This window comes from Streptomyces sp. CHD11 (genome assembly GCF_018638295.1).
GTDB lineage: Bacteria > Actinomycetota > Actinomycetes > Streptomycetales > Streptomycetaceae > Streptomyces.
In genome coordinates this window covers 310,147-335,236 of sequence record NZ_JABTTS010000009.1, presented here as the reverse complement: position 1 = coordinate 335,236, position 25,090 = coordinate 310,147, and the positions used below count along the sequence as shown (strand labels likewise).

The 25,090-nt window shown below is 72.6% G+C and carries 25 protein-coding genes; 10 read left to right on the top strand and 15 right to left on the bottom strand.

Annotated features, from left to right (window positions below):
* Positions 1-97: 97 nt before the first annotated feature.
* Both HTV45_RS12240 and HTV45_RS12235 read left to right on the top strand, forming a co-directional pair.
* Complete coding sequence (locus HTV45_RS12240) at positions 98-1,375, top strand: thymidine phosphorylase (RefSeq protein ID WP_215205857.1); 1,278 nt, start codon at positions 98-100, stop codon at positions 1,373-1,375.
* Between the two features lie 86 nt (positions 1,376-1,461).
* Positions 1,462-1,857, top strand: coding sequence for an STAS domain-containing protein (locus tag HTV45_RS12235; protein WP_215205725.1), 396 nt, complete (start codon positions 1,462-1,464; stop codon positions 1,855-1,857).
* Here HTV45_RS12235 and HTV45_RS12230 read toward each other — a convergent pair.
* Positions 1,741-2,757 carry a sigma-70 family RNA polymerase sigma factor gene (locus HTV45_RS12230; RefSeq protein WP_215205724.1) on the bottom strand — a complete coding sequence of 339 codons (1,017 nt, stop codon included), beginning with the start codon at positions 2,755-2,757 and terminating at the stop codon, positions 1,741-1,743. The genes HTV45_RS12235 and HTV45_RS12230 overlap by 117 nt on opposite strands.
* Before the next feature lie 229 nt (positions 2,758-2,986).
* On the bottom strand, positions 2,987-4,267 hold the full coding sequence (locus tag HTV45_RS12225; protein WP_215205723.1) for an MFS transporter: 1,281 nt from the start codon (positions 4,265-4,267) through the stop codon (positions 2,987-2,989).
* A 64-nt stretch (positions 4,268-4,331) separates the two neighbouring features.
* Here HTV45_RS12225 and HTV45_RS12220 point away from each other — a divergent pair, with 64 nt between their 5' ends.
* Positions 4,332-5,294 carry a LysR family transcriptional regulator gene (locus tag HTV45_RS12220; protein ID WP_215205722.1) on the top strand — a complete coding sequence of 321 codons (963 nt, stop codon included), beginning with the start codon at positions 4,332-4,334 and terminating at the stop codon, positions 5,292-5,294.
* A gap of 137 nt (positions 5,295-5,431) precedes the next feature.
* On the opposite strand, the gene HTV45_RS12215 is transcribed toward HTV45_RS12220, so the two are convergent.
* Entirely contained in the window at positions 5,432-6,193 is a 762-nt protein-coding gene (locus HTV45_RS12215) for an alpha/beta hydrolase (protein ID WP_215205721.1), read from the bottom strand.
* Positions 6,194-6,306: 113 nt separating this feature from the next.
* On the opposite strand from HTV45_RS12215, the gene HTV45_RS12210 reads away from it, so the two are divergent.
* Both HTV45_RS12210 and HTV45_RS12205 read left to right on the top strand, forming a co-directional pair.
* Entirely contained in the window at positions 6,307-7,464 is a 1,158-nt protein-coding gene (locus HTV45_RS12210) for an adenosine deaminase (RefSeq protein WP_215205720.1), read from the top strand.
* 138 nt (positions 7,465-7,602) lie between these two features.
* On the top strand, positions 7,603-7,950 hold the full coding sequence (locus HTV45_RS12205) for an ATP-binding protein (protein ID WP_215205719.1): 348 nt from the start codon (positions 7,603-7,605) through the stop codon (positions 7,948-7,950).
* Positions 7,951-8,043: 93 nt separating this feature from the next.
* Here HTV45_RS12205 and HTV45_RS12200 read toward each other — a convergent pair whose 3' ends face one another.
* The 5 genes from HTV45_RS12200 to afsQ1 form a co-directional block, all read right to left on the bottom strand.
* The gene (locus tag HTV45_RS12200) at positions 8,044-8,247 is read right to left on the bottom strand and encodes a PspC domain-containing protein (RefSeq protein WP_215205718.1); all 204 of its coding nucleotides are present in this window, start codon (positions 8,245-8,247) and stop codon (positions 8,044-8,046) included.
* Between the two features lie 58 nt (positions 8,248-8,305).
* Positions 8,306-8,884: a VanZ family protein gene (locus HTV45_RS12195; RefSeq protein ID WP_215205717.1), complete on the bottom strand. Its 579-nt coding sequence runs from the start codon at positions 8,882-8,884 to the stop codon at positions 8,306-8,308.
* Positions 8,885-9,417: 533 nt separating this feature from the next.
* Complete coding sequence (locus tag HTV45_RS12190) at positions 9,418-10,092, bottom strand: hypothetical protein (protein WP_251691920.1); 675 nt, start codon at positions 10,090-10,092, stop codon at positions 9,418-9,420.
* On the bottom strand, positions 10,092-11,693 hold the full coding sequence (locus HTV45_RS12185) for a sensor histidine kinase (RefSeq protein ID WP_215205716.1): 1,602 nt from the start codon (positions 11,691-11,693) through the stop codon (positions 10,092-10,094). The genes HTV45_RS12190 and HTV45_RS12185 overlap by 1 nt, the downstream gene beginning before the upstream one ends.
* Positions 11,690-12,367, bottom strand: coding sequence for a two-component system response regulator AfsQ1 (gene afsQ1 / locus HTV45_RS12180; RefSeq protein WP_029394402.1), 678 nt, complete (start codon positions 12,365-12,367; stop codon positions 11,690-11,692). The genes HTV45_RS12185 and afsQ1 overlap by 4 nt, the downstream gene beginning before the upstream one ends.
* A gap of 275 nt (positions 12,368-12,642) precedes the next feature.
* Between afsQ1 and HTV45_RS12175 the strand changes: the two genes are divergently transcribed.
* Complete coding sequence (locus tag HTV45_RS12175) at positions 12,643-13,380, top strand: SigE family RNA polymerase sigma factor (RefSeq protein WP_215205715.1); 738 nt, start codon at positions 12,643-12,645, stop codon at positions 13,378-13,380.
* 309 nt (positions 13,381-13,689) lie between these two features.
* Here the strand turns inward: HTV45_RS12175 and HTV45_RS12170 are convergent, their stop codons facing one another.
* Positions 13,690-14,454: a uridine kinase gene (locus HTV45_RS12170; protein ID WP_308309483.1), complete on the bottom strand. Its 765-nt coding sequence runs from the start codon at positions 14,452-14,454 to the stop codon at positions 13,690-13,692.
* A 59-nt stretch (positions 14,455-14,513) separates the two neighbouring features.
* Between HTV45_RS12170 and HTV45_RS12165 the strand changes: the two genes are divergently transcribed.
* Positions 14,514-14,852, top strand: a complete 339-nt coding sequence (locus HTV45_RS12165; protein WP_215205714.1) for a hypothetical protein — start codon at positions 14,514-14,516, stop codon at positions 14,850-14,852.
* A gap of 128 nt (positions 14,853-14,980) precedes the next feature.
* On the opposite strand, the gene HTV45_RS12160 is transcribed toward HTV45_RS12165, so the two are convergent.
* The 3 genes from HTV45_RS12160 to deoC are packed head-to-tail and all read right to left on the bottom strand — an operon-like array spanning position 14,981 to position 18,256.
* Positions 14,981-15,868: an aldehyde dehydrogenase family protein gene (locus HTV45_RS12160; protein ID WP_215205713.1), complete on the bottom strand. Its 888-nt coding sequence runs from the start codon at positions 15,866-15,868 to the stop codon at positions 14,981-14,983.
* The gene (locus HTV45_RS12155) at positions 15,861-17,297 is read right to left on the bottom strand and encodes an aldehyde dehydrogenase family protein (protein WP_215205712.1); all 1,437 of its coding nucleotides are present in this window, start codon (positions 17,295-17,297) and stop codon (positions 15,861-15,863) included. Before HTV45_RS12155 ends, HTV45_RS12160 begins: the two co-directional genes overlap by 8 nt.
* Positions 17,298-17,302: 5 nt before the next feature.
* Complete coding sequence (gene deoC, locus HTV45_RS12150) at positions 17,303-18,256, bottom strand: deoxyribose-phosphate aldolase (RefSeq protein ID WP_215205855.1); 954 nt, start codon at positions 18,254-18,256, stop codon at positions 17,303-17,305.
* Between the two features lie 160 nt (positions 18,257-18,416).
* Here deoC and HTV45_RS12145 point away from each other — a divergent pair, with 160 nt between their 5' ends.
* The gene (locus tag HTV45_RS12145; protein ID WP_215205711.1) at positions 18,417-19,118 is read left to right on the top strand and encodes a PH domain-containing protein; all 702 of its coding nucleotides are present in this window, start codon (positions 18,417-18,419) and stop codon (positions 19,116-19,118) included.
* A gap of 92 nt (positions 19,119-19,210) precedes the next feature.
* Here the strand turns inward: HTV45_RS12145 and HTV45_RS12140 are convergent, their stop codons facing one another.
* The 3 genes from HTV45_RS12140 to HTV45_RS12130 form a co-directional block, all read right to left on the bottom strand.
* On the bottom strand, positions 19,211-20,869 hold the full coding sequence (locus HTV45_RS12140) for a phospho-sugar mutase (protein WP_215205710.1): 1,659 nt from the start codon (positions 20,867-20,869) through the stop codon (positions 19,211-19,213).
* 123 nt (positions 20,870-20,992) lie between these two features.
* Positions 20,993-21,817 (bottom strand): purine-nucleoside phosphorylase, encoded by an 825-nt coding sequence (locus HTV45_RS12135; protein WP_215205709.1) that lies wholly within the window; start codon positions 21,815-21,817, stop codon positions 20,993-20,995.
* Between the two features lie 92 nt (positions 21,818-21,909).
* Positions 21,910-22,350 (bottom strand): gamma-glutamylcyclotransferase, encoded by a 441-nt coding sequence (locus HTV45_RS12130; RefSeq protein WP_215205708.1) that lies wholly within the window; start codon positions 22,348-22,350, stop codon positions 21,910-21,912.
* A 98-nt stretch (positions 22,351-22,448) separates the two neighbouring features.
* Here HTV45_RS12130 and HTV45_RS12125 point away from each other — a divergent pair, with 98 nt between their 5' ends.
* Positions 22,449-23,897: an NAD(P)H-quinone dehydrogenase gene (locus HTV45_RS12125; RefSeq protein ID WP_215205707.1), complete on the top strand. Its 1,449-nt coding sequence runs from the start codon at positions 22,449-22,451 to the stop codon at positions 23,895-23,897.
* 146 nt (positions 23,898-24,043) lie between these two features.
* Positions 24,044-25,015 carry a DeoR/GlpR family DNA-binding transcription regulator gene (locus HTV45_RS12120; RefSeq protein WP_215205706.1) on the top strand — a complete coding sequence of 324 codons (972 nt, stop codon included), beginning with the start codon at positions 24,044-24,046 and terminating at the stop codon, positions 25,013-25,015.
* Positions 25,016-25,090: the final 75 nt, after the last annotated feature.

Here is a 25,090-nt window from a genome sequence, read left to right as displayed (position 1 = left end):
TCCCGTGCGGCCCCCGCGGGCGACTGTCGCTACCGTCGACACGTCGGCCGCGGGGGCCGCGCCCTTCGCACCTTCGGAAGGAACCCCAGCCATGGCCATGGACGCCATCTCCGTCATCCGCACCAAGCGGGACCGCGGCGAACTCAGCGACGAGCAGATCGACTGGGTGATCGACGCGTACACCCGCGGGGAGGTGGCCGACGAGCAGATGTCGGCGCTCGCCATGGCGATCCTCCTGAACGGCATGAACCGCGGCGAGATCGCCCGCTGGACGGCCGCGATGATCGCCTCGGGCGAGCGGATGGACTTCTCCTCGCTGTCCCGCCCCACCGCCGACAAGCACTCCACCGGCGGTGTCGGCGACAAGATCACCCTCCCGCTGGCGCCCCTCGTCGCCGCCTGCGGCGCGGCCGTCCCGCAGCTCTCCGGCCGCGGCCTCGGCCACACCGGCGGAACCCTCGACAAGCTGGAGTCCATCCCCGGCTGGCGCGCCCTGCTCTCCAACGACGAGATGCTCTCCGTGCTGGACGGCACCGGCGCGGTCATCTGCGCGGCCGGCGACGGACTGGCCCCCGCCGACAAGAAGCTCTACGCGCTCCGCGACGTCACCGGCACGGTCGAGGCGATCCCGCTCATCGCCTCCTCGATCATGTCGAAGAAGATCGCCGAGGGCACCGGCTCCCTGGTCCTGGACGTGAAGGTCGGCACCGGCGCCTTCATGAAGACCCTCGACGACGCCCGCGAACTGGCCCGCACCATGGTCGGCCTGGGCACCGGCTCCGGCGTGCGGACCGTCGCCCTGCTCACCGACATGTCCACCCCGCTCGGCCTGACCGCGGGCAACGCCCTGGAGGTCCGCGAGTCGGTCGAGGTCCTGGCCGGCGGCGGCCCGGCGGACGTCGTCGAGCTCACCCTCGCCCTCGCCCGCGAGATGCTCGACGCGGCCGGCCTGAAGGACGCCGACCCGGCGAAGGCCCTCGCCGACGGCTCCGCGATGGACGTCTGGCGCCGCATGATCGCGGCCCAGGGCGGCGACCCGGACGCGGAGCTGCCGGTGGCCCGCGAACAGCACGTCGTCAAGGCCCCCTCCTCCGGAGTCCTGACCCGCCTCGACGCCTACGGCATCGGGGTCGCCGCCTGGCGCCTCGGCGCGGGCCGCGCCCGCAAGGAGGACCCGGTGCAGGCGGGTGCGGGCGTCGAACTCCACGCCAGGCCCGGTGACACCGTCACCGGGGGCCAGCCCCTCCTCACCCTCCACACGGACACCCCGGACCGCTTCGACTACGCCCTCCAGGCGATGGAGGGCTCGTACGACGTCGAGGCCCCCGGCACGGACTTCACGGCCACCCCGGTCGTGCTGGAACGTATCGCCTGACCAGCGCTTTCCCCGATCGGGTGAACGGGACCGGTGGACCGCCGCCGGTCCCGTTCGGCATGTGATCCTTTCGGCGCCCCCTCGCGATGAGTTACGCGCGTCCGGCCGGTCTACCGGTTGTGGACGCCATGACACCGCCCGTGCTCGTGCTCAGCGGCCCCCTCACCCACAGCGGCGTGAGCGGGCCGTGCGACGCGCTGCGGGCCCTGCTGGACAGCGGTGGGGGCGGCGCGGGCCGGGTGGTCGTGTGTGATGTCGGCGGACTGGGGCCGCCCGGTCTCGACGCCGTCGACCTCCTCGCGCGGCTCCAGCTCACCGCCCGCCGCGGCGGAGGCGGGATTCTGCTGCGCGACGCCTCCCCGGCGCTATGCGCCCTGCTCGACCTCGTCGGCCTCCGCTTCGAGACGGAGGGGCAGCCCGAACAGCGGGAACCACCGCTGGGTGTCCAGGAAGCAGTGGAACCCGGTGATCCGGCCGTCTGAGATCTCCAGCACCTGCACCGCCCAGGGTGTGAAACCACCGGTCTCCGGGTCGGGCTTGTACTGCGCGAACCCCGGCATCCCGTTGACCTCCACCGGCACCAGCCGGGAACCCGCGCACGGGGCGCCCAGCGTCGTCATGAACCCGGTGATGTCCCCGGCCCCGGTCAGCCACAGGTCGAACGGCGGCATCGTCATGACGGCGTCCTCGTGCAGCAGCGCGGTCAGCGCCGTCATGTCGTACCCCTCGAACGCCGTCACATAGCGCTCGAGCAGCTTCTGCTGCTCCTCGTCCAGCGGGTCCGACACCGCTGCCCCGCCGCCCGGCCGCTGCCGCTCCGCGAGTGTCGCCCGGGCCCGCTGCAGCGCGCTGTTGACCGACGCCACCGAGGTGCCCAGCAGCTCGGCGACCTCGCTCGCCTTCCAGGCCAGCACCTCACGCAGGATCAGTACCGCCCGCTGCTTGGCCGGCAGCTGCTGGAGCGCGGCCATGAACGCCAGCCGCACCGACTCCTTGGCGAGCGCGGCCTCCGCCGGATCGGCGGGCGTGGGCAGCACCCGGCCGTCGGGCATCGGCTCCAGCCAGGTGCTGTCGGGGCGGGGGGACAGCGCGGCCTGCGCCAGGGGGGTGGACTCCGTCAGGTCCATCGGGCGGGCGCGCTTGTTGCCCGCCGTCAGCAGGTCCAGGCAGACGTTGGTCGCGATGCGGTAGAGCCAGGAGCGCAGGCTGGAGCGGCCCTCGAACTTCTCGTAGCTGCGCCAGGCCCGGATCATGGTGTCCTGCACCGCGTCCTCCGCCTCGAAGGACGAGCCGAGCATCCGGTAGCAGTACCCGGTGAGTTCGACCCGGTACTTCTCCAGTTCGGCGTCCAGGTCGGTCTTCGTCGCCGTGTCGTTCGTCATCGTGCGCCCACCCCATGTGGTGTCGTCGTGGTCCACCACTTCGGAAGCTATCGCAGCCCACTGACAACGGCCCGTCGGCCGGACGAACACGCAGGTCAGGCGGTGCCGACGCACGTCTTTCCTCGCCCCCGGGGGCTGAACTCGGCCCCTCCGGCGTTCGAGGAGCCGGGGCCCGGGGGACAGCGCCCCCGGGGACGGGACAGGGAAGGGGCGGCGGGGGCGAGGAACCTCACGCCGACCGGACGACCCCCCGCGCCGCCGCCCGCGTCCCCGCCAGGGTGATCGCCGCGACCCCGGCGACCGCCGCCAGCCCGACGGCCACCGTCCCGCCCCAGCCCCCCGCGTGGAACGCCACCGCGCCCACCACACTCCCCGCACTCGCCCCGACGTAGTACGCGGACTGGTACAGCGCGGCCGCCTGCGCCCGCCCCCGCGTCGCCGTCCTCCCGACCGCCGCCGACGCCACCGCGTGCCCCGCGAAGAAGCCCGCCGTGATCAGCACCAGCCCCAGCAGCACCACCGGCAGCGAACCCGCCAGCGACAGCACCAGCCCCGCCGCGGTCGTCCCCCCGCCCGCGTACAGCGCGCCCCGGCGCCCCAGCCGCCCCACCAGCCGTCCGGCTGCCGAAGCCGAGACCGTGCCCACCAGATACACCAGGAAGACCGACCCCGCAATTCCCTGCGGCAGCGAGAACGGCGCCTCGGTCAGCCGGTACCCGATGACCGTGTACACGCCCCCGAAGACCGTCATGAACAGCGCCCCGATCGCGAACAGCCGCCGCAGCAGCGGATCGGCCAGGTGGTGGCGGACCGTACCGGCCAGCACACCCGGCCGCAGCGAGCCCGGACGGAAGTGCCGCGGCGCCGGCAGCAGCAGCCGGAACGCCACCGCGCACGCCACCGCGATCACCCCGATCAGGCCGACGGCGACCCGCCAGCCCCACTCCTGTGCCACCCAGCCGGTGATCACCCGGCCGCTCATCCCGCCCACACTGTTGCCGGCCACGAACAGCCCGATCGCCGTCACCAGCGCCCGGGGCGTGACCTCCTCCGCCAGATACGCCGTCGCCGACGCGGGCAGCCCGGCCAGGGCCGCGCCCTGCAACGCCCGCAGTGCCACCAGCCAGCCCAGCGACGGGGCGAACGGCACCAGCAGCCCGAGGGTCACCGCGACCGCCAGGGAGACCGTCATGACCGTACGCCGACCGAACCGCTCCGACAGCGCGCTCATCGGCAGCACGAACAGCGCCAGACCGCCGGTCGCCGCCGACACCGTCCAGCTCGCGTCGCTCGCGCTCACCGCGAAGTCGCCGGAGATCAGCGGCAGCAGGGCCTGGGTGGAGTAGAGCAGCGCGAACGTCGCGACACCCGCGAGGAACAGGGCGAGACTCATCCGGCGGAAACCGGGCCCGCCCGGGGACATCCGGGACTCGGAGACGGGAGGCGGGGCGGAGGCAACGGATGCGACGGCGCCCACGCTGGTGGACGCCCCGGTACTGGCGGGAGTCATGACCCCGAAACTACGGACGCCCCCGCTCATCCGTCCAATGCACGGAATCGTCATAATCGTTCCCATGGTGCATCAAGCAAGGTCACGCGGCGGGCTGTCACGGACCGGTGACACACACGACACGGAAGACATGTCGAGGCTGCTCGCGCCGCGCCTCGCCTACTTCGCCGGTGTGGCCCGCACCGAGCACGTCACCCGGGCCGCCCAGGAGATGCAGGTACCGCAGTCCACCCTCTCCCGCGCGATGGCCCGCCTCGAAGGGGACCTGGGCGTCGACCTGTTCGCCCGCCACGGCCGCACCGTCTCCCTGACCCCCGCCGGCCGCACCTTCCTCGCCTCCGTCGAACGCGCCCTCGCCGAGATCGAGCGCGCCGCCGACGACGTGCGCGCGGACGCCGATCCGGCCACCGGCAAGGTCGCCTTCGGCTTTCTGCACACCATGGGCGCCGAGACCGTGCCCGGTCTGCTGCACGCCTTCCGCGCCGACCATCCGCGCGTCCGCTTCAGCCTCGTCCAGAACTACGGCGAGGCCATGCTGGAAGGGCTCCGCGCGGGCGAACTCGACCTGTGCCTGACCTCTCCGGTGCCGGACGCCCCCGACCTCGTCGCCCGCCGCCTCGACGAGCAGAAGCTGCGCCTGGTCGTCCCCGCCGACCACCGTCTCGCCGGCCGTCGCCGCGTCCGCCTCGCCGAGGCCGCCGACGAGAACTTCGTGACCCTGGAGCCCGGTTACGGCCTGCGCCGCATCACCGACGACCTCTGCGCCCAGGCCGGTTTCCGACCCCGGATCGCCTTCGAGGGCGAGGAGGCGGAGACGCTGCGCGGCCTGGTGGCGGCGGGCCTCGGTGTGGCGCTCCTGCCCCCGCCCCCCTACCCCCGCCCCGGAGTGGTCGAACTGACGGTCACGGCTCCCCGGGCGGCCAGGGAGATCGGCGTGGCCTGGCCGGCCGGCCGTCCGGACACACCCCCGGTGGCAGCCTTCAAGAAGTTCCTCCTCTCCAAGAGAGGAACGCTGCTCCCGATGTGAGAGGGGGAGGCTGACCGCCGACGCGGGGGCAGCGCCCCCAGCCAGGGGCGCGGGGCTGTCTCACCATGCGGCTCCGCCGCGTGAGCGCGACGAGCCACGGACGGCCCGCCCGCCGCGGCATGCGTCACGGCGGGCGGCTACCGCCGCAGAGACCGACCGAACCCCACAGCCAGCGGCATCCGCAGCCCCAGCGGCGGAGGCGCCGCCAGGGCATCCCGCACCGGCCGCGAGAACGCCCGCCCGAACAACGCCCCCATCACGAAGTCCTCCGCCAGCGCCAGCACTTCGTCCCGGTACTGGCTCAGCCCGTGCCCGTCCGCGTGGACCTCGAACCGGCACACCTCCCGGTTCGCCTTCTTCGCCCGCGCGGCCAGCCGGAAGGACAGCTCGGGATCGGTCCGCGCGTCCTGCGTGCCGTGCACCACCAGCACATGTCGTCCGACGAGCTGTTTCACCGGTTCGGGTGGTGTTGCCGCGTCCTCCCCGGGCAGCCAGGGGGCCAGCGCCAGCACGGAGCTGACCGCCTCGTGGCCTCCCGCGCGCAGCGCCGCCCGGCCGCCCATACCGAGACCGGCCAGGCAGACGGGAACGTCCCCGTAGCGCCGGACGGCCTCGCCGGCGGCCCAGGCGGCGTCGTGCGCGAGATGTGCCGCGTCGCCGTTCCAGCCCCGGTAGCGGTAGTGGACGACATGGGCGGCGAGGCTGTGCTCGTGTCCCGCGCGGGCCAGGCGCCGGCCGAGGCCCCGCACGGACGCGGCCGCCACCATGGGGGACGGTCTGCGGGTGGAGACCTCCTCGCCGGACGGGAGCAACAGCACCACCCCGCTCACCGCCGCCGGCTCCGGGCCGAGTGTCCTCCCCAACCGGGCCGTACGCACCGGCGTTGCTTGCTGTGCCATGGCAGAACATTCTCAGAAGCGGCGGTGGGCCCGACCCGTCCGTGCGGTCACCTTTGCGTATCGACGCGTTTCCCCACCGGGTGATCTACGCGCGTAGGGGTTACGGTGCGGAAATGACGAGCCAGACCATCGCGAACACCCCGACAGCGGACCAGATCCGCCGGGCGCCCAAGGTTCTGCTGCACGATCACCTCGATGGCGGCCTGCGCCCCGGCACCGTCGTCGACCTGGCCCGGGACAGCGGATATCACCGGCTCCCCGAGACCGACCCCGGCAAACTCGCGCTCTGGTTCAGGGAGGCCGCCGACTCCGGATCCCTCGAGCGCTACCTGGAGACCTTCTCGCACACCGTCGGCGTCATGCAGACCCGGGACGCTCTCGTCCGGGTCGCCGCCGAGTGCGCCGAGGACCTGGCCGAGGACGGTGTCGTCTACGCCGAGGTGCGCTACGCCCCCGAACAGCACCTCGAAGGCGGGCTGACCCTCGAAGAGGTCGTCGAGGCGGTCGACGAGGGCTTCCGGCAGGGCGAGCGGCGCGCGCGGGAGAACGGCCACCGCATCCGGGTCGGCGCCCTGCTCACCGCGATGCGGCACGCCGCCCGCGCCCTGGAGATCGCCGAACTCGCCAACCGCTACCGGGACCTGGGCGTCGTCGGCTTCGACATCGCGGGCGCCGAGGCCGGCTACCCGCCCACCCGGCACCTCGACGCCTTCGAGTACCTGAAGCGGGAGAACAACCACTTCACCATTCACGCCGGCGAGGCGTTCGGGCTGCCCTCCATCTGGCAGGCCCTGCAGTGGTGCGGCGCCGACCGGCTCGGTCACGGGGTGCGGATCATCGACGACATCCGCGTCCGCGACGACGGCACCGTCGAGCTCGGCCGGCTCGCCTCCTACGTCCGGGACAAGCGCGTCCCGCTGGAACTCTGCCCGAGCTCCAACCTCCAGACCGGCGCGGCGTCCTCGTACGCCGAACACCCGATCGGTCTGCTGCGCCGGCTGCACTTCCGGGCCACCGTCAACACCGACAACCGCCTGATGTCCCACACCACCCTGAGCCGGGAATTCGAGCACCTGGTCGATGCCTTCGGTTACACGCTCGACGACATGCAATGGTTCTCTGTCAATGGGATGAAATCAGCGTTCATCCCTTTCGATGAACGACTGGCCATGATCAATGACGTCATCAAGCCCGGATACGCCGAGCTGAAATCCGAATGGCTGTTCCGTCAAACCGCCTCCACCAGCGGTTCCGCGGAAACGGGGCGCTGAGCGGCGCGTTCTCGGTGCGTGTGAACACATCGGGCGTTCACCGTTCGTCCGCATTTCGATGTTTGCGGCGAGCGGTGCCTCGTGTTTACCGTCACAGCACCGCTCACTCCCCGTATCCCATTTCGAGGACGCATTTACATGAAGCAGTCTGCTGCCAAGACCCTCGGTGTCGCCGCTCTCGGTGCCGCCTTCGCCGCCGCCGGTGCGGGTGCCGCCAACGCGGCTCCGGCCGTCCCGGACGCCACCCAGGCGCTGGACACCGTCACCCAGGCCGTCCCGGCGGAGCGGCTGTCCGGCGCGGCACCGGGCTCGGCCGAGGCGCTGTCCACGGGCCAGGAGCTGGCCGGCACCGGCGTGGCGGCCGTGCAGCCGGTGGCCGAGAAGGTGGGTCCCGTGGTTCCGGGCACCGGTCTCCTCGGCGGTCTGCCGGTGAACCAGCTGCCCGCCAAGGGCCTCAACGTCAACGGTGTCCCGCTCGGCAGCTGAACCACCCAGGCGCGAACCGCCGATGGGGCGCACCCGGACTGTCGGGGTGCGCCCCATCGGCGTACACGCGCAGGCGGTGCGGTGTCTCGCGGGTCACCAGGCGTCCGTCCGGACCTTGTCCTCCGAGGGCAGCAGCACCCACAGCGCGATGTACAGCAGGAACTGCGGTCCCGGAAGCAGACACGACGCCAGGAAGATCACCCGCATCGTGGTCGTGGAGGTGCCGAAGCGCCGGGCCAGCGCGGCGCACACTCCGCCGATCATCCGGTCGTTGGTGGGGCGGGCGAGGCGGCTCATGACAGCTCCTTCGTCAGCGGTACGAGGCCTCCCGGTCGGCTGCCTCATGCACTCCACGTTACGGAGACGAAGGGGGAAACGCGTCGCCCCACGGAGCGATCCCGACCCTGGGAATCGTCGGGGTCCTCCCCTGAAGCGGCTCCTCCATGAGGAGGGCCGTCACGGGCCGCTCGGCCGCACGGCGCAGCCAGGCGCGGCCCGCCGGTACCACGGCCAGGTGCGCGAGCGCGGCGCCGGCCGCGTTCAGCAGCAGCGAGTCGACGTCCACGACCTGCCCCGGGACCGCGGTCTGCAGCAGCTCCACGGCCAGCGAGACGAGGGCGACCGCGGTCGTGGTGCGGATCAGCGAGCCCAGCCGGGACACCGCCAGCCGGCCCCCGGCCATCGGCAGCAGCACGCCCAGCGGAGCGAGCAGGGCCATCGACTCGCCGGCCCGCCGCACCCCCGTCACCCAGCCCAGGGCGAAATCACCCCGGATACCGTCGAACGGGCGCAGATTCGCGGGCATCACCCAGGGGACGTCCAGCGGGCGCAGCGCGTACCAGGCCACGAACGCGAGGTGCGCGGCCAGGAGGAGTGCTCCTGTCACGCGGATCCGGGACGCGGCGGTGCCGCCGATGAGGCCTTGACGCTGCACGATCCCCAAGACGCGGTGTCCGGCACGATCGGTTCCGGCCTGTCACCCGTTCACCGGGTGAGGCATGCGCCACAGCCCGGCGGGCGGGCCCGGACCCCGTCGTCGGTCCGCTCCTCACCGGCCCCGGCGGCCCGGCCCGCGGACGTCACGTCGCGGCCGGCCCCGCGCGGACGACGCGCTCCGTCCGGACCTGCGGGCCCGCCGGGTTCGCCGGCCCCGTCGGCGCGTCCGGTACGCCGTCCGGGGACGTCGCCCGACCGTCGCTCGACGACCACCGGGTCTGTCTCGTCCGCCCCGTCACCGTGCCGGCCCGTGCCGCCCTCATGGCCCGTGGCGGGTGCGCCGGCCGAGGTGCCCCCGACCCGCCGGTGCGTGCGGCACGTCGTGGGGAGCGTCGCGTGACCGCCGCTCGACCGCCGCCTGACCTGTCCCGTCCGCCCGGCCGGCGTGCCGGCCCGTGCCGCCGTGATGGTCCGTGCCGCCGTGCCGGCCCGCTGCGGGGTGCGCCGACCGGGGCTTCCCCTCGTCCCCGCTCAGCCGCCGGTGGCCTCCGTGGAGGGCGGCTCCTCGTCGCCCGGACGGGTACGGACCTCGTCCGTGCACTTGTAGCGGCGCGGCCGGCTGTCGTCCGGGCCGCCCAGGATCACCGACCCGTCCCCGTCGGCGGCCGCCGAGTCGGAGAAGGTGCACACGACCTGTGCCAGCGCGGAGGAGGACAGGCTCCCAGGCCCGGTGCTCAGCCGCAGGGTGTCCTCCGGATCGCCGGGCCGGGGGCCGCGCACCGTCGTCCCGGGCCGTACCCGGGTGGTGTACCCGGCCTCCCGCTCGGCGTCCGACGGCCGCTGCGCCATCACGTCCAGCAGTCCCTGTGCCACGAGCGCCCGCCGCGCGTCCGCGGCCCCGTCCGGGACCCGTACCGTCCGGTCCACGGCCACCAGCGACGATCCGCACAGCAGGAACACCTGCACCTCAAGCCCCCGCCCGGCCTGCGCCGGCGCCTCCGGCTCGACCGGCGAGCAGCGCACCCGCGAGGGCGCCGGACCGAAGTCGGTCGGCACCTCCGTGGCCCGGATCCCGCACCCGGCCAGCAGTGCCCCGAGCGTCCCGGCGGCCAGCAGCCCCCGCACCGCGGTCCGTCGTACGCCGGCCCGTCGTACGGTCGTCCGGCGCGCGGCGGCCCGCCCCGCGCCCATCCGTCCCGCTCTCATCAGGCGTCCCCCTCGGCGCCTGCGTCCCCGGGGTCGCCGTCCCGGACCGTCGAACCCTGCGCGGACACGTCCCGCGGCAGTCGCAGCGTGAACACGGCGCCGCCCTCGGGGGAGTTCACCGCGGTGATCTCTCCGCCGTGGATGTGCGCGTTCTCCAGCGCGATGGACAGTCCCAGACCGCTGCCCTCGGAACGCGGCCGGGAGGCACTCGCCTTGTAGAAGCGGTCGAAGACGTGCGGCAGGACATCCTCGGGGATGCCCGGCCCGTGGTCCCGCACCTCGATGACGACCGTGCCCCCGCCACCGGTTTCCCCGCCGTCCCCGCACTCCCGTACCGACACCCGCACCGGCGAACCGCCGTGCTTGAGCGCGTTGCCGATGAGGTTGGCCATGATCACGTCCAGCCGGCGCGGGTCGATCCGCGCGTGGATGCCGCGCGCGGCGTCCAGGTCGACCGCGTCCAGCCAGGCACGCGCGTCGATGCAGGCGGTGATCTGGTCCGAGACGTCGACGTCGTCCAGCACCAGACGGGCGGTACCGGCGTCGAAGCGGGTGACCTCCATCAGGTTCTCGACCAGGTCGTTCAGCCGCCGGGTCTCGCTCACCACCAGCCGTACCGCGGGCTCGATCATCGGGTCGATGCCGCCGCCCTCGAACTCGAGCTCCTCCTCCAGGACCTCCGTCACCGCCGTGATCGCGGTCAGCGGCGTGCGCAGTTCATGGCTCATGTCCGCCACGAACCGGCGCGAGGCCTCGTCCCGCGCGGCCATGTCGGCCACCCGCTTCTCCAGCGCCTCGGCCGCCTTGTTGAACGTGCGTGACAGATCGGCGAGTTCGTCGGTGCCGGACACTCTGAGCCGGGTGTCCAGTCTCCCCTCACCGAGCCTGCGGGCGGCCACCCCGAGCCGCTGCACCGGCTTCAGCACGGTCGTCGCGGCGGCGTGCGCGAGCAGCGCGGAACCTATCAGCGCGAGCGCCGTCGCGATCCCCAGCGACCAGGCCAGCGAGTTCAGGTCCTTGGCCTCCGGCTCCAGCGACTTCAGCATGTAGCCGGTCGGCCCGCCGCCGATCACCCGCGTCCCCGCCACCAGGTACGGGACGTCGTCGTCGACCGTCCGCTGCCAGTACAGATGGTGCGGATAGGTGTTCGCCGACGTGATCTTCTGCCGCTCGGTGACCGCGTCCCGCAGCGACTTGGGCACGTCCTGCAGCGAGAAGCCGTTCAGCCCGCCCGAACTGCCGTACACGGTCCGCCCGCCGGGATCGACCGCCACCAGCAGCACGGTGAAGCGCTGGCTGCTCGTCGCCATCTGACCCGCCGCGCGCTGCAGTTCGTCCTGGGTCGCACGCTCCGGCAGCGCACCCGCGCGGTTCTGCATCTCCCGCTCGAAGTCACGCAGCACCGCGTCCTGGGTGCGGGTCAGCACGGACTCACGGTTCAGCCAGTACGCGATCCCGGACGCCGACACCGCGGCGGTGAGCGCGACCAGCCCGAACACCACGACCAGCCGCAGCCGCAGACTCGTGAACCGCAGCCGTGACCAGACTCCCCTGCGCGCCGCGAACCAGCCGCGGACCCCCCCTTGGTGCTCGTGTGTCACTGGGGCGGATCCAGCCGGTAGCCGACACCGCGCACGGTACGGATCAGGGTCGGGGACGACGGCACGTCCTCGACCTTGGCGCGCAGCCGCTGGACGCACGCGTCCACCAGACGCGAGTCGCCCAGGTAGTCGTGCTCCCACACCAGCCGCAGCAACTGCTGCCGGGACAGCGCCTGTCCCGGCCGCCGGCTCAGCTCGAGCAGCAGCCGCAGCTCGGTCGGCGTCAGCTGGAGGTCCTCGCCGTTCTTCGTCACCGTCATCGCCGAACGGTCGATGACCAGGCTGCCGAAGCTCGCCGAGTCGCTGGACTCCCGTTCCCCGCGCCGGAGCACGGCCCGGATACGGGCGTCCAGCACCCGGCCCTGGACCGGTTTGACGACGTAGTCGTCGGCGCCCGACTCGAGACCGACGACCACGTCGATGTCGTCGTTGCGCGCGGTCAGCAAAATGATCGGCAGCTGGTCGGTGCGCCGGATACGACGGCACACCTCGAAACCGTCGATGCCGGGCAGCATCACGTCCAGCACGATCAGGTCCGGCCGCTGCTCGCGCAGGAGCTTCAGACCGTCCTCACCACTGGCAGCGGTCGCCACCCGGTGGCCCTGGCGCGTCAGTGAGAGCTCCAGGGCCGTGCGGATGGCGTCGTCGTCCTCGATCAGCAACAGGGAAGGCACGCGCTCATTCTGGCCCATGGAGTGCTTCCTGTTCGACCCGTGGGCGGCAGTTGCCCATTGGGCCCGGATACGTGCCGCTACGTGCACCGACGCTTGTGAAGGACCTGTGCTCCTTCCGGGACCGACCCCTGTGACACGCCTGTGACAGTCGGCTGACACGGCGATGAAGGTCCCCGGGCAAGCTTCTCGGCACAAGCACAACAGCACGACGGCACAACAGCACAGCAGCACGACAGCACGGCAGGACACCGGAACTCCACGACGGGGGGCGCGAGATGAACACGCTGCACGGCACCAGCTCGAGCGCAGTGATCACGCGACTGCACGACGTGAAGCGGGGTTCCGAGAAGTCCGGTGCCGCGGGCATGCGGGGGTGCGCTCGCGGCACCGGGCGTCAGCACACCACGATCATGACGGTGGTTGACGCACCCACGGGGGACACGAACGGGGGGACCGCGTACGGGGAGGGCTCGGGGGAGCGCCGCTCACTGTCGGAGGTGGAGTTCACCGCCTACGTCCGGGAGCGCCGCGCCTCCCTGTACGCCACCGCCTACCACCTGACCGGTGACCGCTTCGAGGCCGAGGACCTGCTGCAGAGCGCGCTGTTCTCGACCTACCGGGCGTGGGAGCGGATCAGTGACAAGGCGGCGGTCGGCGGATACCTCCGCCGCACCATGACCAACCTGCACATCAGCGCGTGGCGCCGCCGCAAGCTGAACGAGTACCCGACCGAGGAGCTGCCGGAGACGGCCGGCGACACGGACGCGATGCGCGGCACGGAGCTGCGCGCGGTCCTGTGGCAGGCGCTGGCCCGGCTGCCCGAACTCCAGCGGACCATGCTGGTCCTGCGCTACTACGAGGGCCGCACGGACCCGGAGATCGCGGACATCCTCGGCATCAGTGTCGGCACGGTGAAGTCGAGCATCTGGCGGTCTCTCCGCCGGCTGCGCGAGGACGAGGTCCTCAGCTTCGGCCGTGACGAGGAGAGCGCCTTCGGGGAGCTTGTCGCCTGAAGGCAGGGGGAGCCTGGAGGACGGGGGAAACCCTCCAGGCGCACGGGGGAATCGGGGGTCCGGGATTCGGGGAGTTCCGGACGACCACGGCCCGCGGGGGGACGCACCAAGGGTCCGAGGGGGGACACGGGGGTACGGGGGAAGCACGGGGGAGTGCGAAACAGCGGGACTGCGCAGGGCCGGGGGGCCCGTCACGCGGTCCCGCTCTTTCGTGCGCCCGCGCCCGTCGGCGCCCGTCGGCGCCCGCCTGCGCCGGGGTGCGTCGCAGCCTGCCGGCGCCGTACCCGCCCCCGTGTTCGCGGTCGCCCTCTACCTCGCCGAATGGTCGATCCCCGACCGCCTCATCGGATCGATCCGGACCTGATCCGCCGCGCCCGGCCCCGGCGTCCGTGAACGCCCGGCGACCGCGGCCTTCGCCAGCCGGTCCAGCGCCTCGTCCCGGCCGCAGGCGTACGCGCCCAGCGCCGTCTGGCGGGCGATGATCGACCGCTCCAGCCGCATCAGCCGCCAGCCGCGGCGCAGCAGGAACGGCACCGACTTGCGTCCCTCCCGGAGATCCCGCAGGAAGCGCCGCCGGAACGTCCGCACCGGACCCCGGCTCAGGCAGAGGGCGTCGGCCAGCAGCCCCAGCTCCCGGCAGCGGGTGACGATCTCCGCGGCGAAGACGCCCTCCGCGATAAACAGCGGGGTGCCGCCGATGTCGAGGGGCGCCTCACCCGTACGGGCGCTCAGCGCGATGTCGTAGACGGGAACCTGTGTGCGACGCTCGCGGCACAGCCGGTCGATCGCGGCGACGGCGACGTCCGCGTCCCAGGAGCCGGGGTGGTCCCAGTCGATGTCGGAGCTCCCCGCGACCAGGGGGAGGGTCGGGTCGTCACCCTCCTTGTAGAAGTCGTCGAGGCGCAGCACCGGAAGGCCGGAGCGGGCCGCGAGAAGGGACTTGCCGGAGCCGGAGGGGCCGCAGAGCAGCACGACTCGCGCGGGTATGGGCGACTGGGGACTCACGGGACACCAGTCTGGGGCATCGGCCGGGCGGCGTACGACCCCGGACCCCGGCTTTGAAGCGCGTGTCACACATCCACTACTCTTCGCGACGAACCGATCACCCAGCGAAGGTAATAGGTGGCACAGCGATGGCCCGACACAAGGCACCCAAGATGCCGACCGCCCGGCGTGCCCTCGCGGTCCTGGCGACGGCGGGCGTGGCGCTCGGCGGCGGTGCGGCGACGGCGGCGGCCGCGGACTCCGGGACGCTGCTGGACGGCGCCGGCCAGGTCGTGGGCACCGTCGCGGACCTCAAGCCCAACCCGCTCGCCGGCACGGGGGTGGACCCGCTCGACAACGGCGTCGGCACCCAGGTCGCCGACTTCCGGTCGGTGGACTCCCGGGAGGTGACAGGGCCGGTCGCCCAGGCGCCGTCGGTCGGTGCCGTCCCGGTGGCCGGACCGGCGACGGACGCGCTGAGGGGCTGACCGGGCGGGAACGCGGCAGAGCGCCGTACCCCTCCCGGACGGAGGTGGAGTACGGCGCTCCGGCGGTGAGGCGGCGTCGCCCGGATCCCTGAGGGCGCGGGCTGCGACGGCCGGACGGCGGCTCGGTGTCAGTACGCGGAGCCCGACGCTCCCAGGGAGCCCGTCGGGTGCCAGACCGTCTTGGTCTCCAGGAACGCCGTCATGCGGTCCGTGCCGGGGGTCGCCGACCAGTTGTCCACAGGCTGTGGACGAAGAACGCGCTTGAGGTTGTCCGCGGCCGCGATCTCCAGTTCCTTCGCCAGCTTCTCGTCCGCGCCCGCGAGGTCGATCGCGTTGACGTCCTGGTGGGAGGCGAGCGGGGCGGCGATCTCCGCCGTGCGGCCGGAGAGGATGTTGACGACGCCGCCGGGGAGGTCGGAGGTGGCCAGCACCTCGCCGAGGGAGAGCGCGGGGAGCGGGGACTTCTCGCTCGCGATCACGACCGCCGTGTTGCCGGTGGCGATGACGGGAGCGAGTACCGAGACCAGGCCCAGGAAGGACGACTCCTGCGGGGCCAGCACGGTCACCACGCCCGTCGGTTCCGGGGAGGACAGGTTGAAGAACGGGCCCGCGACCGGGTTGCCGCCGCCGACCACCTGGGCGATCTTGTCGGTCCAGCCCGCGTACCAGACCCAGCGGTCGATCGCCGCGTCCACCTGGTCGCCGGCCTTCGACTTCGACAGGCCCTCGGCGTCGGCCACCTCACGGACGTACTGGTCCCTGCGGCCCTGAAGCATCTCCGCGACGCGGTAGAGGATCTGGCCGCGGTTGTACGCCGTCGCGCCGGACCAGCCGCCGAACGCCTTGCGCGCGGCGACCACCGCGTCACGGGCGTCCTTGCGGGAGGCGAGCGGGGCGTTGGCCAGCCATTTCTGCTTCGAGTCCGTCACCTCGTACACCCGGCCGCTCTCCGAACGCGGGAACTTCCCCCCGACGTACAGCTTGTAGGTCTTCAGTACGGTGAGTCGGTCAGACATCGAGGTACGCCTCCAGGCCGTGGCGACCGCCCTCGCGGCCGAAGCCCGACTCCTTGTACCCGCCGAACGGCGAGGTCGGGTCGAACTTGTTGAACGTGTTGGACCAGACGACGCCCGCGCGGAGCTTGTTCGCGACCGCCAGGATGCGCGAACCCTTCTCCGTCCAGATGCCCGCCGACAGGCCGTACGGGGTGTTGTTGGCCTTGGCGACGGCCTCGTCGGGCGTGCGGAAGGTGAGGACGGACAGGACCGGGCCGAAGATCTCGTCGCGGGCGACCGTGTGTGCCTGGGTGACCTTCGTGAACAGCGTCGGAGCGAACCAGTAGCCGTTCTCCGGGAGTGCGCAGGCCGGGGACCAGCGCTCGGCGCCCTCCGCCTCCCCCTGGTCCGCCAGCGCGGTGATCCGGGCCAGCTGCTCGGCGGAGTTGATCGCGCCGATGTCGGTGTTCTTGTCCAGCGGGTCGCCGAGACGCAGGGTGGTGAGCCTGCGCTTGAGGGAGTCCAGCAGCTCGTCGTGGATCGACTCCTGGACCAGGAGGCGGCTGCCCGCGCAGCAGACCTGGCCCTGGTTGAAGAAGATGCCGGTGACGATGCCCTCGACGGCCTGGTCGATCGGCGCGTCGTCGAAGACGATGTTGGCGCCCTTGCCGCCCAGTTCGAGCGTCAGCTTCTTGCGGGTGCCCGCGACCGTGCGCGCGATCTGCTTGCCGACGGCGGTCGAGCCGGTGAAGGCGACCTTGTTCACGTCGGGATGGGCGGTCAGCGCGGCGCCGGCGCGGCCGTCACCGGTCAGGATGTTGACGACACCCCGGGGCAGGCCCGCCTGGCGGCAGATGTCCGCGAAGAACAGCGCCGACAGGGGAGTGGTCTCGGCGGGCTTCAGGACGACCGTGTTGCCGGTCGCGAGGGCCGGGGCGATCTTCCACGCCAGCATCAGGAGCGGGAAGTTCCAGGGGATGACCTGGCCGGCCACGCCGAGGGGGCGCGGGTCCGCGCCGTAGCCGGCGTGGTCGAGCTTGTCGGCCCAGCCCGCGTAGTAGAAGAAGTGCGCGGCGACCAGCGGGAGGTCCGCGTCGCGGGTCTCCCTGATCGGCTTGCCGTTGTCGAGGGTCTCGAGGACGGCGAGCTCGCGGCTGCGCTCCTGGATGATCCGGGCGATCCGGAACAGGTACTTCGCGCGCTCGGAGCCCGGGAGCGCCGACCACTTCTCGAACGCCTTGCGGGCCGCCTTCACCGCGCGGTCGACGTCCGCCTCACCCGCCTCGGCGACCTCGGAGAGGACCTCCTCGGTGGAGGGCGAGACGGTCTTGAAGACCTTGCCGTCGGCGGCCTCGGTGAACTCGCCGTCGATGAACAGGCCGTACGACGGGGCGATGTCGACGACCGAGCGGGACTCGGGCGCCGGCGCGTAGTCAAAAACAGGTGCCATGGTGATCAGTCCACCGTCACGTAGTCGGGGCCGGAGTAGCGGCCGGTGGCCAGCTTCTGGCGCTGCATCAGCAGGTCGTTCAGCAGCGAGGAGGCGCCGAAGCGGAACCAGTGGTTGTCCAGCCAGTCCTCGCCCGCGGTCTCGTTGACCAGGACCAGGAACTTGACGGCGTCCTTGGTCGTGCGGATGCCGCCGGCCGGCTTCACACCGACCTGGACGCCGGTCTGGGCGCGGAAGTCGCGGACCGCCTCCAGCATGAGGAGGGTGTTCGCGGGGGTCGCGTTGACGGCGACCTTGCCGGTCGAGGTCTTGATGAAGTCGGCCCCGGCCAGCATGCCGAGCCAGCTCGCCCGGCGGATGTTGTCGTACGTCGACAGCTCGCCCGTCTCGAAGATCACCTTGAGGCGGGCGCCGGTCCCGCAGGCCTCCTTCACGGCGGTGATCTCGTCGAACACCTTCCGGTAGTCCCCCGCGAGGAACGCTCCGCGGTCGATGACCATGTCGATCTCGTCGGCGCCGGCGGCGACGGCCTCGCGGACGTCCGCCAGCTTCACGGCGATCGGGGCGCGGCCGGCCGGGAACGCCGTGGCGACGGAGGCGACCTTGACGTCCGAGCCGGCCACCGCCTCCCTCGCCGTGGCCACCATGTCGGGGTAGACACAGACTGCGGCCGTGGCGGGCGCCGAGCGGTCGGACGGGTCGGGGCGGACCGCCTTCGCGCCGAGCGCCCGGACCTTGCCCGGGGTGTCCGCGCCTTCCAGCGTCGTCAGGTCGACCATCGAGATGGCGAGGTCGATGGCGAACGCCTTCGCGGTCGTCTTGATCGAGCGGGTGCCGAGGGAGGCGGCGCGCGCCTCCAGGCCTACCGCGTCGACGCCGGGCAGCCCGTGGAGGAAACGGCGCAGCGTGCCGTCGGACGCGGTGACGTCGCTGAGAGCGTGGGGTGCAGTGATGGGCATGGTCACCAGACGAGCATATCTACGCGCGTAGCTGCTGTACAGCCCCGAGGGGCATCTCGTGGGGCTCGGGGCCGGGGTGCCGGTACGGGGAGGCGCCGGGGACCGTGCGTGGCTTCCGCCGCGTACCAGGTCCGCCGCGGCGTCGTGCAGAATCGGGGGCATGACGAGCCCCGACCCCCAGTCGCCCGGCCCGGAGCCCACGAAGCCTTCCGGTCCCGCGACACCCCAGTACCAGGACCGGATCTACCGGTCGCCCGCCGGTCTGGTCGGCGGCGTGCTGCTGCTCGCCATCATCGGCTGGCTCGGCATCGACGCCGTGGTCGCCGGAGAGGGCCGCACCCCGTGGTTCGCCCTCGCCACGATGCTCCTCCTCGTGCCGCTGGTCGTCGCCTACACCCTGCGGCCCGCCGTCTACGTCAACGACGACCGGCTCCGCGTCCGCAACCCGTTCCGTGTGATCGTGCTGCCCTGGGGGGAGGTCGCCTCGCTGCGCTCCGGCTTCTCCAACGAGGTCATCGACACATCCGGTACGAAGTACCAGCTGTGGGCCCTTCCGGTATCCCTGCGGGCCCGGAGCAGGGCGGCACGGCAGGAGGCGCGGGCCGCCGCGCAGGCGTCCCGCGCCGAGAGCGGAGGGCGTGCGGGCCGGAGCGGCGGCCGCGGGCTCGTTCCCGGGGGCGGGACCGAGGCGCCCAGGCAGCCGGAGGGCGACCGGGCCATGGCCGAGATGCGTGAGCTGCACGAGCAGCGGCAGGAGGTCGGGACCGCGCAGGGTGAGGTGACCGTGCGGTGGGCCTACGAGATCGCGGGGCCGGCCGTCGCGGGGGCCGTGCTGCTGGCGGTCCTGCTGGCTGTGGGGTGATGGGCGTCCGGCGCCCGGTGTCCGGCGTCAGGCGCCGGATGTCGGATGTCGGGTGAGGTACGCGGGGCGAGTGGTCCGCCCCGCGTGGTTCCTCAGATACCGGCGGCCTCGGACAGGTCCCGCTTGATCCGGGCGAGGAGTGAGGTCGCCTCGGCGCGGGCTCCGGGGAGGTCCGTCGTCGCCGCGACCGGGACGACCACCTCCAGGTAGCACTTCAGCTTCGGCTCCGTGCCGCTCGGGCGGACCACGACCCTCGCGCCGTCCAGGGTGTAGCGCAGACCGTCGGTGGGCGGCAGCTTCTCCGTCCCCTCGGCCAGGTCCTCGGCCCCGGTCACGCGCAGACCGCCCAGCCGTGTGGGCGGCTGCTCGCGCAGGCGGCGCATCGCGGAGGCGATGACGCCGAGGTCCTGCACACGGACCGAGAGCTGGTCGGTGGCGTGCAGACCGTGCTCGACGGCGAGGTCGTCGAGGAGGCCGAGGAGCGTGCGGCCCTCCTCCTTGAGCTCGGACGCCAGTTCCGTGAGGAGCAGCGCCGCCGTGATGCCGTCCTTGTCCCGTACGCCGTCCGGGTCGACGCAGTAGCCGAGCGCCTCCTCGTAGCCGTAGCGCAGGCCCTCGACCCTGGCGATCCACTTGAAGCCGGTCAGGGTCTCCTCGTAGGGGAGGCCCGCCTTCTCCGCGATGCGGCCGAGGAGGGAGGACGACACGATCGACTCGGCGAAGGTGCCGGTCGCTCCGCGGCGGACCAGGTGGGCGGCGAGGAGCGCGCCGACCTCGTCGCCGCGCAGCATCCGCCAGTCCGCGTCGGTGGGGCCGTCCTTGACGGCCGCGGCGCAGCGGTCGGCGTCCGGGTCGTTGGCGATGACCAGGTCGGGGCCGGTCTCGCGGGCCTTCGCGAAGGCGAGGTCCATCGCGCCGGGCTCCTCCGGATTGGGGAACGCGACGGTCGGGAACTCCGGGTCGGGGTCGGCCTGCTCCGCGACGAGGAGCGGGGCGGGGAAGCCCGCGCGGGCGAACGCGGCGAGGAGGACGTCCTTGCCGACGCCGTGCATCGCCGTGTAGACGGTGCGGGCCGTGCGGGGGGAACCCTTGGCCAGGACCGCGTCCGTCCGGGCGAGGTAGGCGTCCAGGACGGTGTCGTCCAGGGTCTCCCAGCCTTCGGTGGGGCGGGGGACGGCGGTGAGGGAGGCGACGGCGGCGATCTCGGCGGCGATCTCGGCGTCGGCCGGGGGGACGATCTGGGAGCCGTCGCCGAGGTACACCTTGTAGCCGTTGTCCCGGGGCGGGTTGTGGCTGGCGGTGACCTCCACGCCGGCGACCGCGCCGAGGTGCCGTATGGCGAAGGCGAGGACGGGGGTGGGGAGGGGGCGGTCGAGGACGGCCGCCCGGAGGCCGGCGCCGGTCATGACGGCGGCGGTGTCCTCGGCGAAGTCACGGGACTTGTGGCGGGCGTCGTAGCCGATGACGACGAGGCCGGCCGTGTCGTCCCCGTGGGGGGTGCCGTGCTTCTTGAGGTACGCGGCGAGGCCGGCGGCGGCGCGGATGACCACGGAGCGGTTCATGCGCATCGGGCCGGCGCCGAGTTCGCCCCGGAGGCCGGCGGTGCCGAACTGGAGGGTGCCGGCGAAGCGCGCGGTGAGCTCGGCGTGGTCGCCGGTGTCGATGAGACGGGCGAGTTCCCCGCGGGTGTCCGGGTCGGGGTCCTCGGCGAGCCATGCCCGCGCCTGTGCGATGAGGGCGTCGTCTGCCACGTTCGGTTTCGGCCTCTCTCGGTCGTGGTCTGTCAGGGTGTCATGCGGTGACGCTCCGCCGGGGGCGCGCCGCGTGGGTGCGGCGGGGTCTCGCGAACCGCCGCCGGACACCTCGTCCCGCGCTTACAGGCGCCCCAGGACCTGGGTCAGCAGCGAGCCCATCCGCGTAGCGGAGTCGCGGCCCGCCTGGAGGACCTCCTCGTGGTTGAGGGGCTCGCCCGTCATACCGGCGGCGAGGTTGGTGACCAGCGAGATACCGAGCACCTCGGCCCCGGCCTCCCGTGCGGCGATCGCCTCGAGGACCGTCGACATGCCGACCAGGTCCGCCCCGATGACCCGGGCCATGCGGATCTCCGCCGGAGTCTCGTAGTGCGGGCCGGGGAACTGGGCGTAGACGCCCTCCTCCAGGCTCGCGTCGATCTCCTTGCACAGCGCCCGCAGCCGCGGCGAGTACAGGTCGGTGAGGTCGACGAAGTTCGCGCCGACGATCGGTGACGTGGCCGTGAGGTTGATGTGGTCGCTGATCAGGACCGGCTGGCCGGGGCGCATGCCCGGGCGCAGGCCGCCGCAGCCGTTGGTCAGGACGATCGTCTTGGCGCCCGCCGCCACCGCCGTACGGACGCCGTGCGCGACCGCCGCGACGCCGCGGCCCTCGTAGTAGTGCGTACGGCCGAGGAAGACCAGGGTGCGCTTGGAACCGATGCGGTAGGAGCGGATCTTGCCCCCGTGGCCCTCGACCACCGGCGCCGGGAAGCCGGGCAGCTCGGTGACCGGGTACTCGGCCTCGGGCGTGCCGAGGGCGTCCACGGCCGGGGCCCAGCCGGAGCCCATCACGAGGGCGACGTCGTGGGTCTCGGCGCCCGTGAGTTCACGCAGGCGCGCGGCGGCGGCGTCGGCTGCGGCGTAGGGGTCGCCCTGGATGTCGTCCGGAAGAAGAGAAGCGTTCACGTCGTCGAGGGTAGCCGGTATTCGCCTACGCGCGTAGATGCCGAAGGCGCCGGGTTGGCGATCGTTGTCGTGTCGTTTCCGGTGGACGGACCTCAGCAGGGGCGCTTGCGCAGCTCCATCACATAGTCGTGGGGCGCGCCCGCGGACTCGGCGGCGTCGGCGATCTCCCCGAGATACCGGGCCGAGGGAAGACCGCCCTCGTAACTGTTCAGGACGTAGGTCCAGGCCTGCTCCTCGCCGTCCAGGGTGTGGGCGCGGACCCGGGTGCGGCGGTAGAGCTCGAGGCCGCCCGCCCCCTCCCAGCGGTCCAGCGACTCCTCGTCCATCGGGGCGATGTCGTAGAGCGCCACGAAGACCTGGGAGATCGGGTCCTCGACCAGGGTGGCGAGGGAGCCCTGCCAGCCCATGTGCTCGCCCCCGAACGTCAGCCTCCAGCCGTTCAGCCAGCCGGTGGCGCGCAGCGGCGAGTGCGGGGCGCGGCGGGACATCAGCCGCGCGTCGAGGTTGCCGGCGTACGCGGCGTAGAGCGACATATGGGGAAGGGTACGGCAGGCGGCACGCGGGCCACTCCGGTAACAGCGGGGCCACGGCTGCCGCCCCCGGGCGGTCGCTCGGTGAAGTGTGCGGGACAATGGAGTACGTGACTCGGATCGTGATCATCGGTGGCGGACCCGGCGGATATGAAGCGGCGCTGGTCGCCGCGCAACTCGGCGCGGAGGTGACCGTCGTCGACCGCGACGGCCTGGGCGGGGCGTCGGTGCTCACCGACTGCGTGCCGTCCAAGACTCTGATCGCCACGGCCGAGGTGATGACCACCTTCGACTCCTCCTACGAGGAGCTGGGCATCATCGTCGCCGACGACACCCCGCCGCTGGAGCAGGCGGCCAGAGTGGTGGGTGTGGACCTGGGCAAGGTCAACCGGCGGGTGAAGCGGCTCGCCCTGGCCCAGTCGCACGACATCACCGCCTCCGTGACCCGCGCCGGGGCACGGGTGCTGCGCGGGCGCGGCCGGCTGGAGGGCATGCAGGGGCTCGACGGGTCGCGCAAGGTCGTGGTGCGCGCCGCCGACGGGAGCGAGGAGACGCTCACCGCGGACGCCGTGCTCATCGCCACCGGCGGTCACCCGCGCGAGCTGCCCGACGCCCGGCCCGACGGCGAGCGGATCCTCAACTGGACGCAGGTGTACGACCTGGACGAGCTGCCCGAGGAGCTCATCGTGGTCGGCTCCGGCGTCACGGGCGCCGAGTTCGCCGGTGCCTACCAGGCGCTCGGGTCGAAGGTGACGCTGGTGTCCTCGCGCGACCGGGTGCTGCCGGGTGAGGACCCGGACGCGGCCGCCGTGCTGGAGGACGTCTTCCGCCGCCGGGGGATGAACGTCATGGCGCGCTCCCGTGCCGCGTCCGCCAAGCGGGTCGGCGACCGGGTGGAGGTGGCCCTCGACGACGGGCGGGTCATCACCGGATCGCACTGTCTGATGGCCGTGGGCGCCATCCCGAACTCGGAGGGCATGGGCCTGGAGGAGGCCGGGGTCAGGCTGCGGGACTCGGGCCACATCTGGACCGACAAGGTCTCGCGGACCACCGCCCCCGGCGTGTACGCCGCCGGTGACGTGACGGGTGTCTTCGCGCTCGCCTCGGTGGCGGCGATGCAGGGCCGTATCGCCATGTACCACTTCCTGGGCGACGCGGTCGCCCCGCTGAATCTCAAGACGGTCTCGTCGAACGTCTTCACCGACCCCGAGATCGCCACCGTCGGTTACACCCAGTCCGATGTCGACGGCGGCAGGATCGACGCCCGGGTGGTCAAGCTGCCGCTGCTGCGCAACCCGCGGGCCAAGATGCAGGGCATCCGGGACGGCTTCGTGAAGATCTTCTGCCGTCCGGGCACCGGCATCGTGGTGGGCGGTGTGGTCGTGGCGCCGCGCGCCTCGGAGCTCATCCACCCCGTCTCGATCGCGGTCGACAACAACCTGACCGTCGAGCAGATCGCCAAGGCATTCACCGTGTACCCGTCCTTGTCGGGCTCGATCGCCGAGGTCGCGCGGCAGCTGCACACGCGGAAGTCGGGCGCGGAGGCCTGATGGCCAAAACCCGCGTCTCGCCGGTCACGGGGCGTCGCCACTGACGTACGGGGCCTATACCACTTGGTGTGGGGCCGTGCGAACAACTTCTGCTATTCAGCGCAAACTGCTGAAAGCAGACGGTCGTCGGCGTTACTGTCAGTTTCGTGTTCGCTGCAGAACGTCGCCAATTGATCCTCGAAATGGTGCGAGCGAACGGGGCCGTGTCGCTCCGTGAGCTCGCCCGTGTCGTCCAGACCTCCGAAGTGACCGTACGGCGGGACGTGCGCGCGCTGGAGGCAGAAGGACTCCTCGACCGCCGGCACGGCGGTGCGGTACTTCCGGGCGGTTTCACGCGAGAGTCCGGTTTTCCGCAGAAATCCCATCTCGCGACCGCCGAGAAGACCGCGATCGCCGACCTCGCCGCGAACCTCGTGGAAGAGGGCGAGGCCATCGTGGTCGGCGCGGGTACCACCACGCAGGAGCTGGCCCGCCGGCTCGCCCGGGTGCCCGGCCTCACGGTCGTCACCAATTCGCTCCTGGTCGCCCAGGCGCTGGCCCACGCCAACCGGGTGGAGGTGGTGATGACCGGCGGTACGCTCCGCGGTTCGAACTACGCCCTCGTCGGCAGCGGGGCCGAGCAGTCCCTGCAGGGCCTGCGGGTCTCGCGGGCGTTCCTCTCCGGTAGCGGCCTGACCGCCGAGCGCGGTCTGTCCACGTCCAACATGCTGTCGGCCTCCGTCGACCGGGCGCTTGTGCAGGCCGCGGCGGAGGTGGTGGTCCTCGCCGACCACACGAAGCTCGGCACGGACACGATGTTCCAGACCGTGCCGACCGATCTGATCACCCGCCTGGTGACGGACGAGCCGCCGGCGCACGACGACCGTGCGGCGACCGAGCTCCAGGCGCTCGCCGACCAGGGTGTGCAGATCGCGGTGGCGGGGGCGCCCGGAGGTGCCGCGGGCCCGGGGGGTGACGGGCCGCCGTCGTCCCGCCAGCGCCGGGACGTCCCGCTTCCCGGACCGCGGCGGCAGGGCCCCGGACTGCGTGCGGCCGTGGCGCTGGGCGCGGCGGCGGACCAGGGGCCCGGACAGGGGGCCGAGCGCGCGGCGCGGGTGGCCGATCTTCGGAGGCGGTGAGGGTTCGCTGCGCGGGCGGGGGTGCTGACGGGTCCGGCCCGGCCCCGGCTCCTGGCAGGGGCGCGCCCGATGGCG

Coding starts and splice junctions, on each gene's coding strand:
- HTV45_RS12210 (WP_215205720.1), top strand. CDS start 6,307: ATGACGAGCCAGACCATCGCGAACACCCCGACAGCGGACCAGATCCGC.
- HTV45_RS12155 (WP_215205712.1), bottom strand. CDS start 17,297: ATGGCACCTGTTTTTGACTACGCGCCGGCGCCCGAGTCCCGCTCGGTC.
- HTV45_RS12220 (WP_215205722.1), top strand. CDS start 4,332: ATGGTGCATCAAGCAAGGTCACGCGGCGGGCTGTCACGGACCGGTGAC.
- HTV45_RS12215 (WP_215205721.1), bottom strand. CDS start 6,193: ATGGCACAGCAAGCAACGCCGGTGCGTACGGCCCGGTTGGGGAGGACA.
- HTV45_RS12190 (WP_251691920.1), bottom strand. CDS start 10,092: ATGAGAGCGGGACGGATGGGCGCGGGGCGGGCCGCCGCGCGCCGGACG.
- HTV45_RS12200 (WP_215205718.1), bottom strand. CDS start 8,247: ATGAGCCGCCTCGCCCGCCCCACCAACGACCGGATGATCGGCGGAGTG.
- deoC (WP_215205855.1), bottom strand. CDS start 18,256: ATGCCCATCACTGCACCCCACGCTCTCAGCGACGTCACCGCGTCCGAC.
- HTV45_RS12225 (WP_215205723.1), bottom strand. CDS start 4,267: ATGACTCCCGCCAGTACCGGGGCGTCCACCAGCGTGGGCGCCGTCGCA.
- HTV45_RS12230 (WP_215205724.1), bottom strand. CDS start 2,757: ATGACGAACGACACGGCGACGAAGACCGACCTGGACGCCGAACTGGAG.
- HTV45_RS12240 (WP_215205857.1), top strand. CDS start 98: ATGGACGCCATCTCCGTCATCCGCACCAAGCGGGACCGCGGCGAACTC.
- HTV45_RS12235 (WP_215205725.1), top strand. CDS start 1,462: ATGAGTTACGCGCGTCCGGCCGGTCTACCGGTTGTGGACGCCATGACA.
- HTV45_RS12160 (WP_215205713.1), bottom strand. CDS start 15,868: ATGTCTGACCGACTCACCGTACTGAAGACCTACAAGCTGTACGTCGGG.
- HTV45_RS12165 (WP_215205714.1), top strand. CDS start 14,514: ATGGCCCGACACAAGGCACCCAAGATGCCGACCGCCCGGCGTGCCCTC.
- HTV45_RS12175 (WP_215205715.1), top strand. CDS start 12,643: ATGAACACGCTGCACGGCACCAGCTCGAGCGCAGTGATCACGCGACTG.
- HTV45_RS12125 (WP_215205707.1), top strand. CDS start 22,449: ATGGAGTACGTGACTCGGATCGTGATCATCGGTGGCGGACCCGGCGGA.
- HTV45_RS12145 (WP_215205711.1), top strand. CDS start 18,417: ATGACGAGCCCCGACCCCCAGTCGCCCGGCCCGGAGCCCACGAAGCCT.
- HTV45_RS12205 (WP_215205719.1), top strand. CDS start 7,603: ATGAAGCAGTCTGCTGCCAAGACCCTCGGTGTCGCCGCTCTCGGTGCC.
- HTV45_RS12130 (WP_215205708.1), bottom strand. CDS start 22,350: ATGTCGCTCTACGCCGCGTACGCCGGCAACCTCGACGCGCGGCTGATG.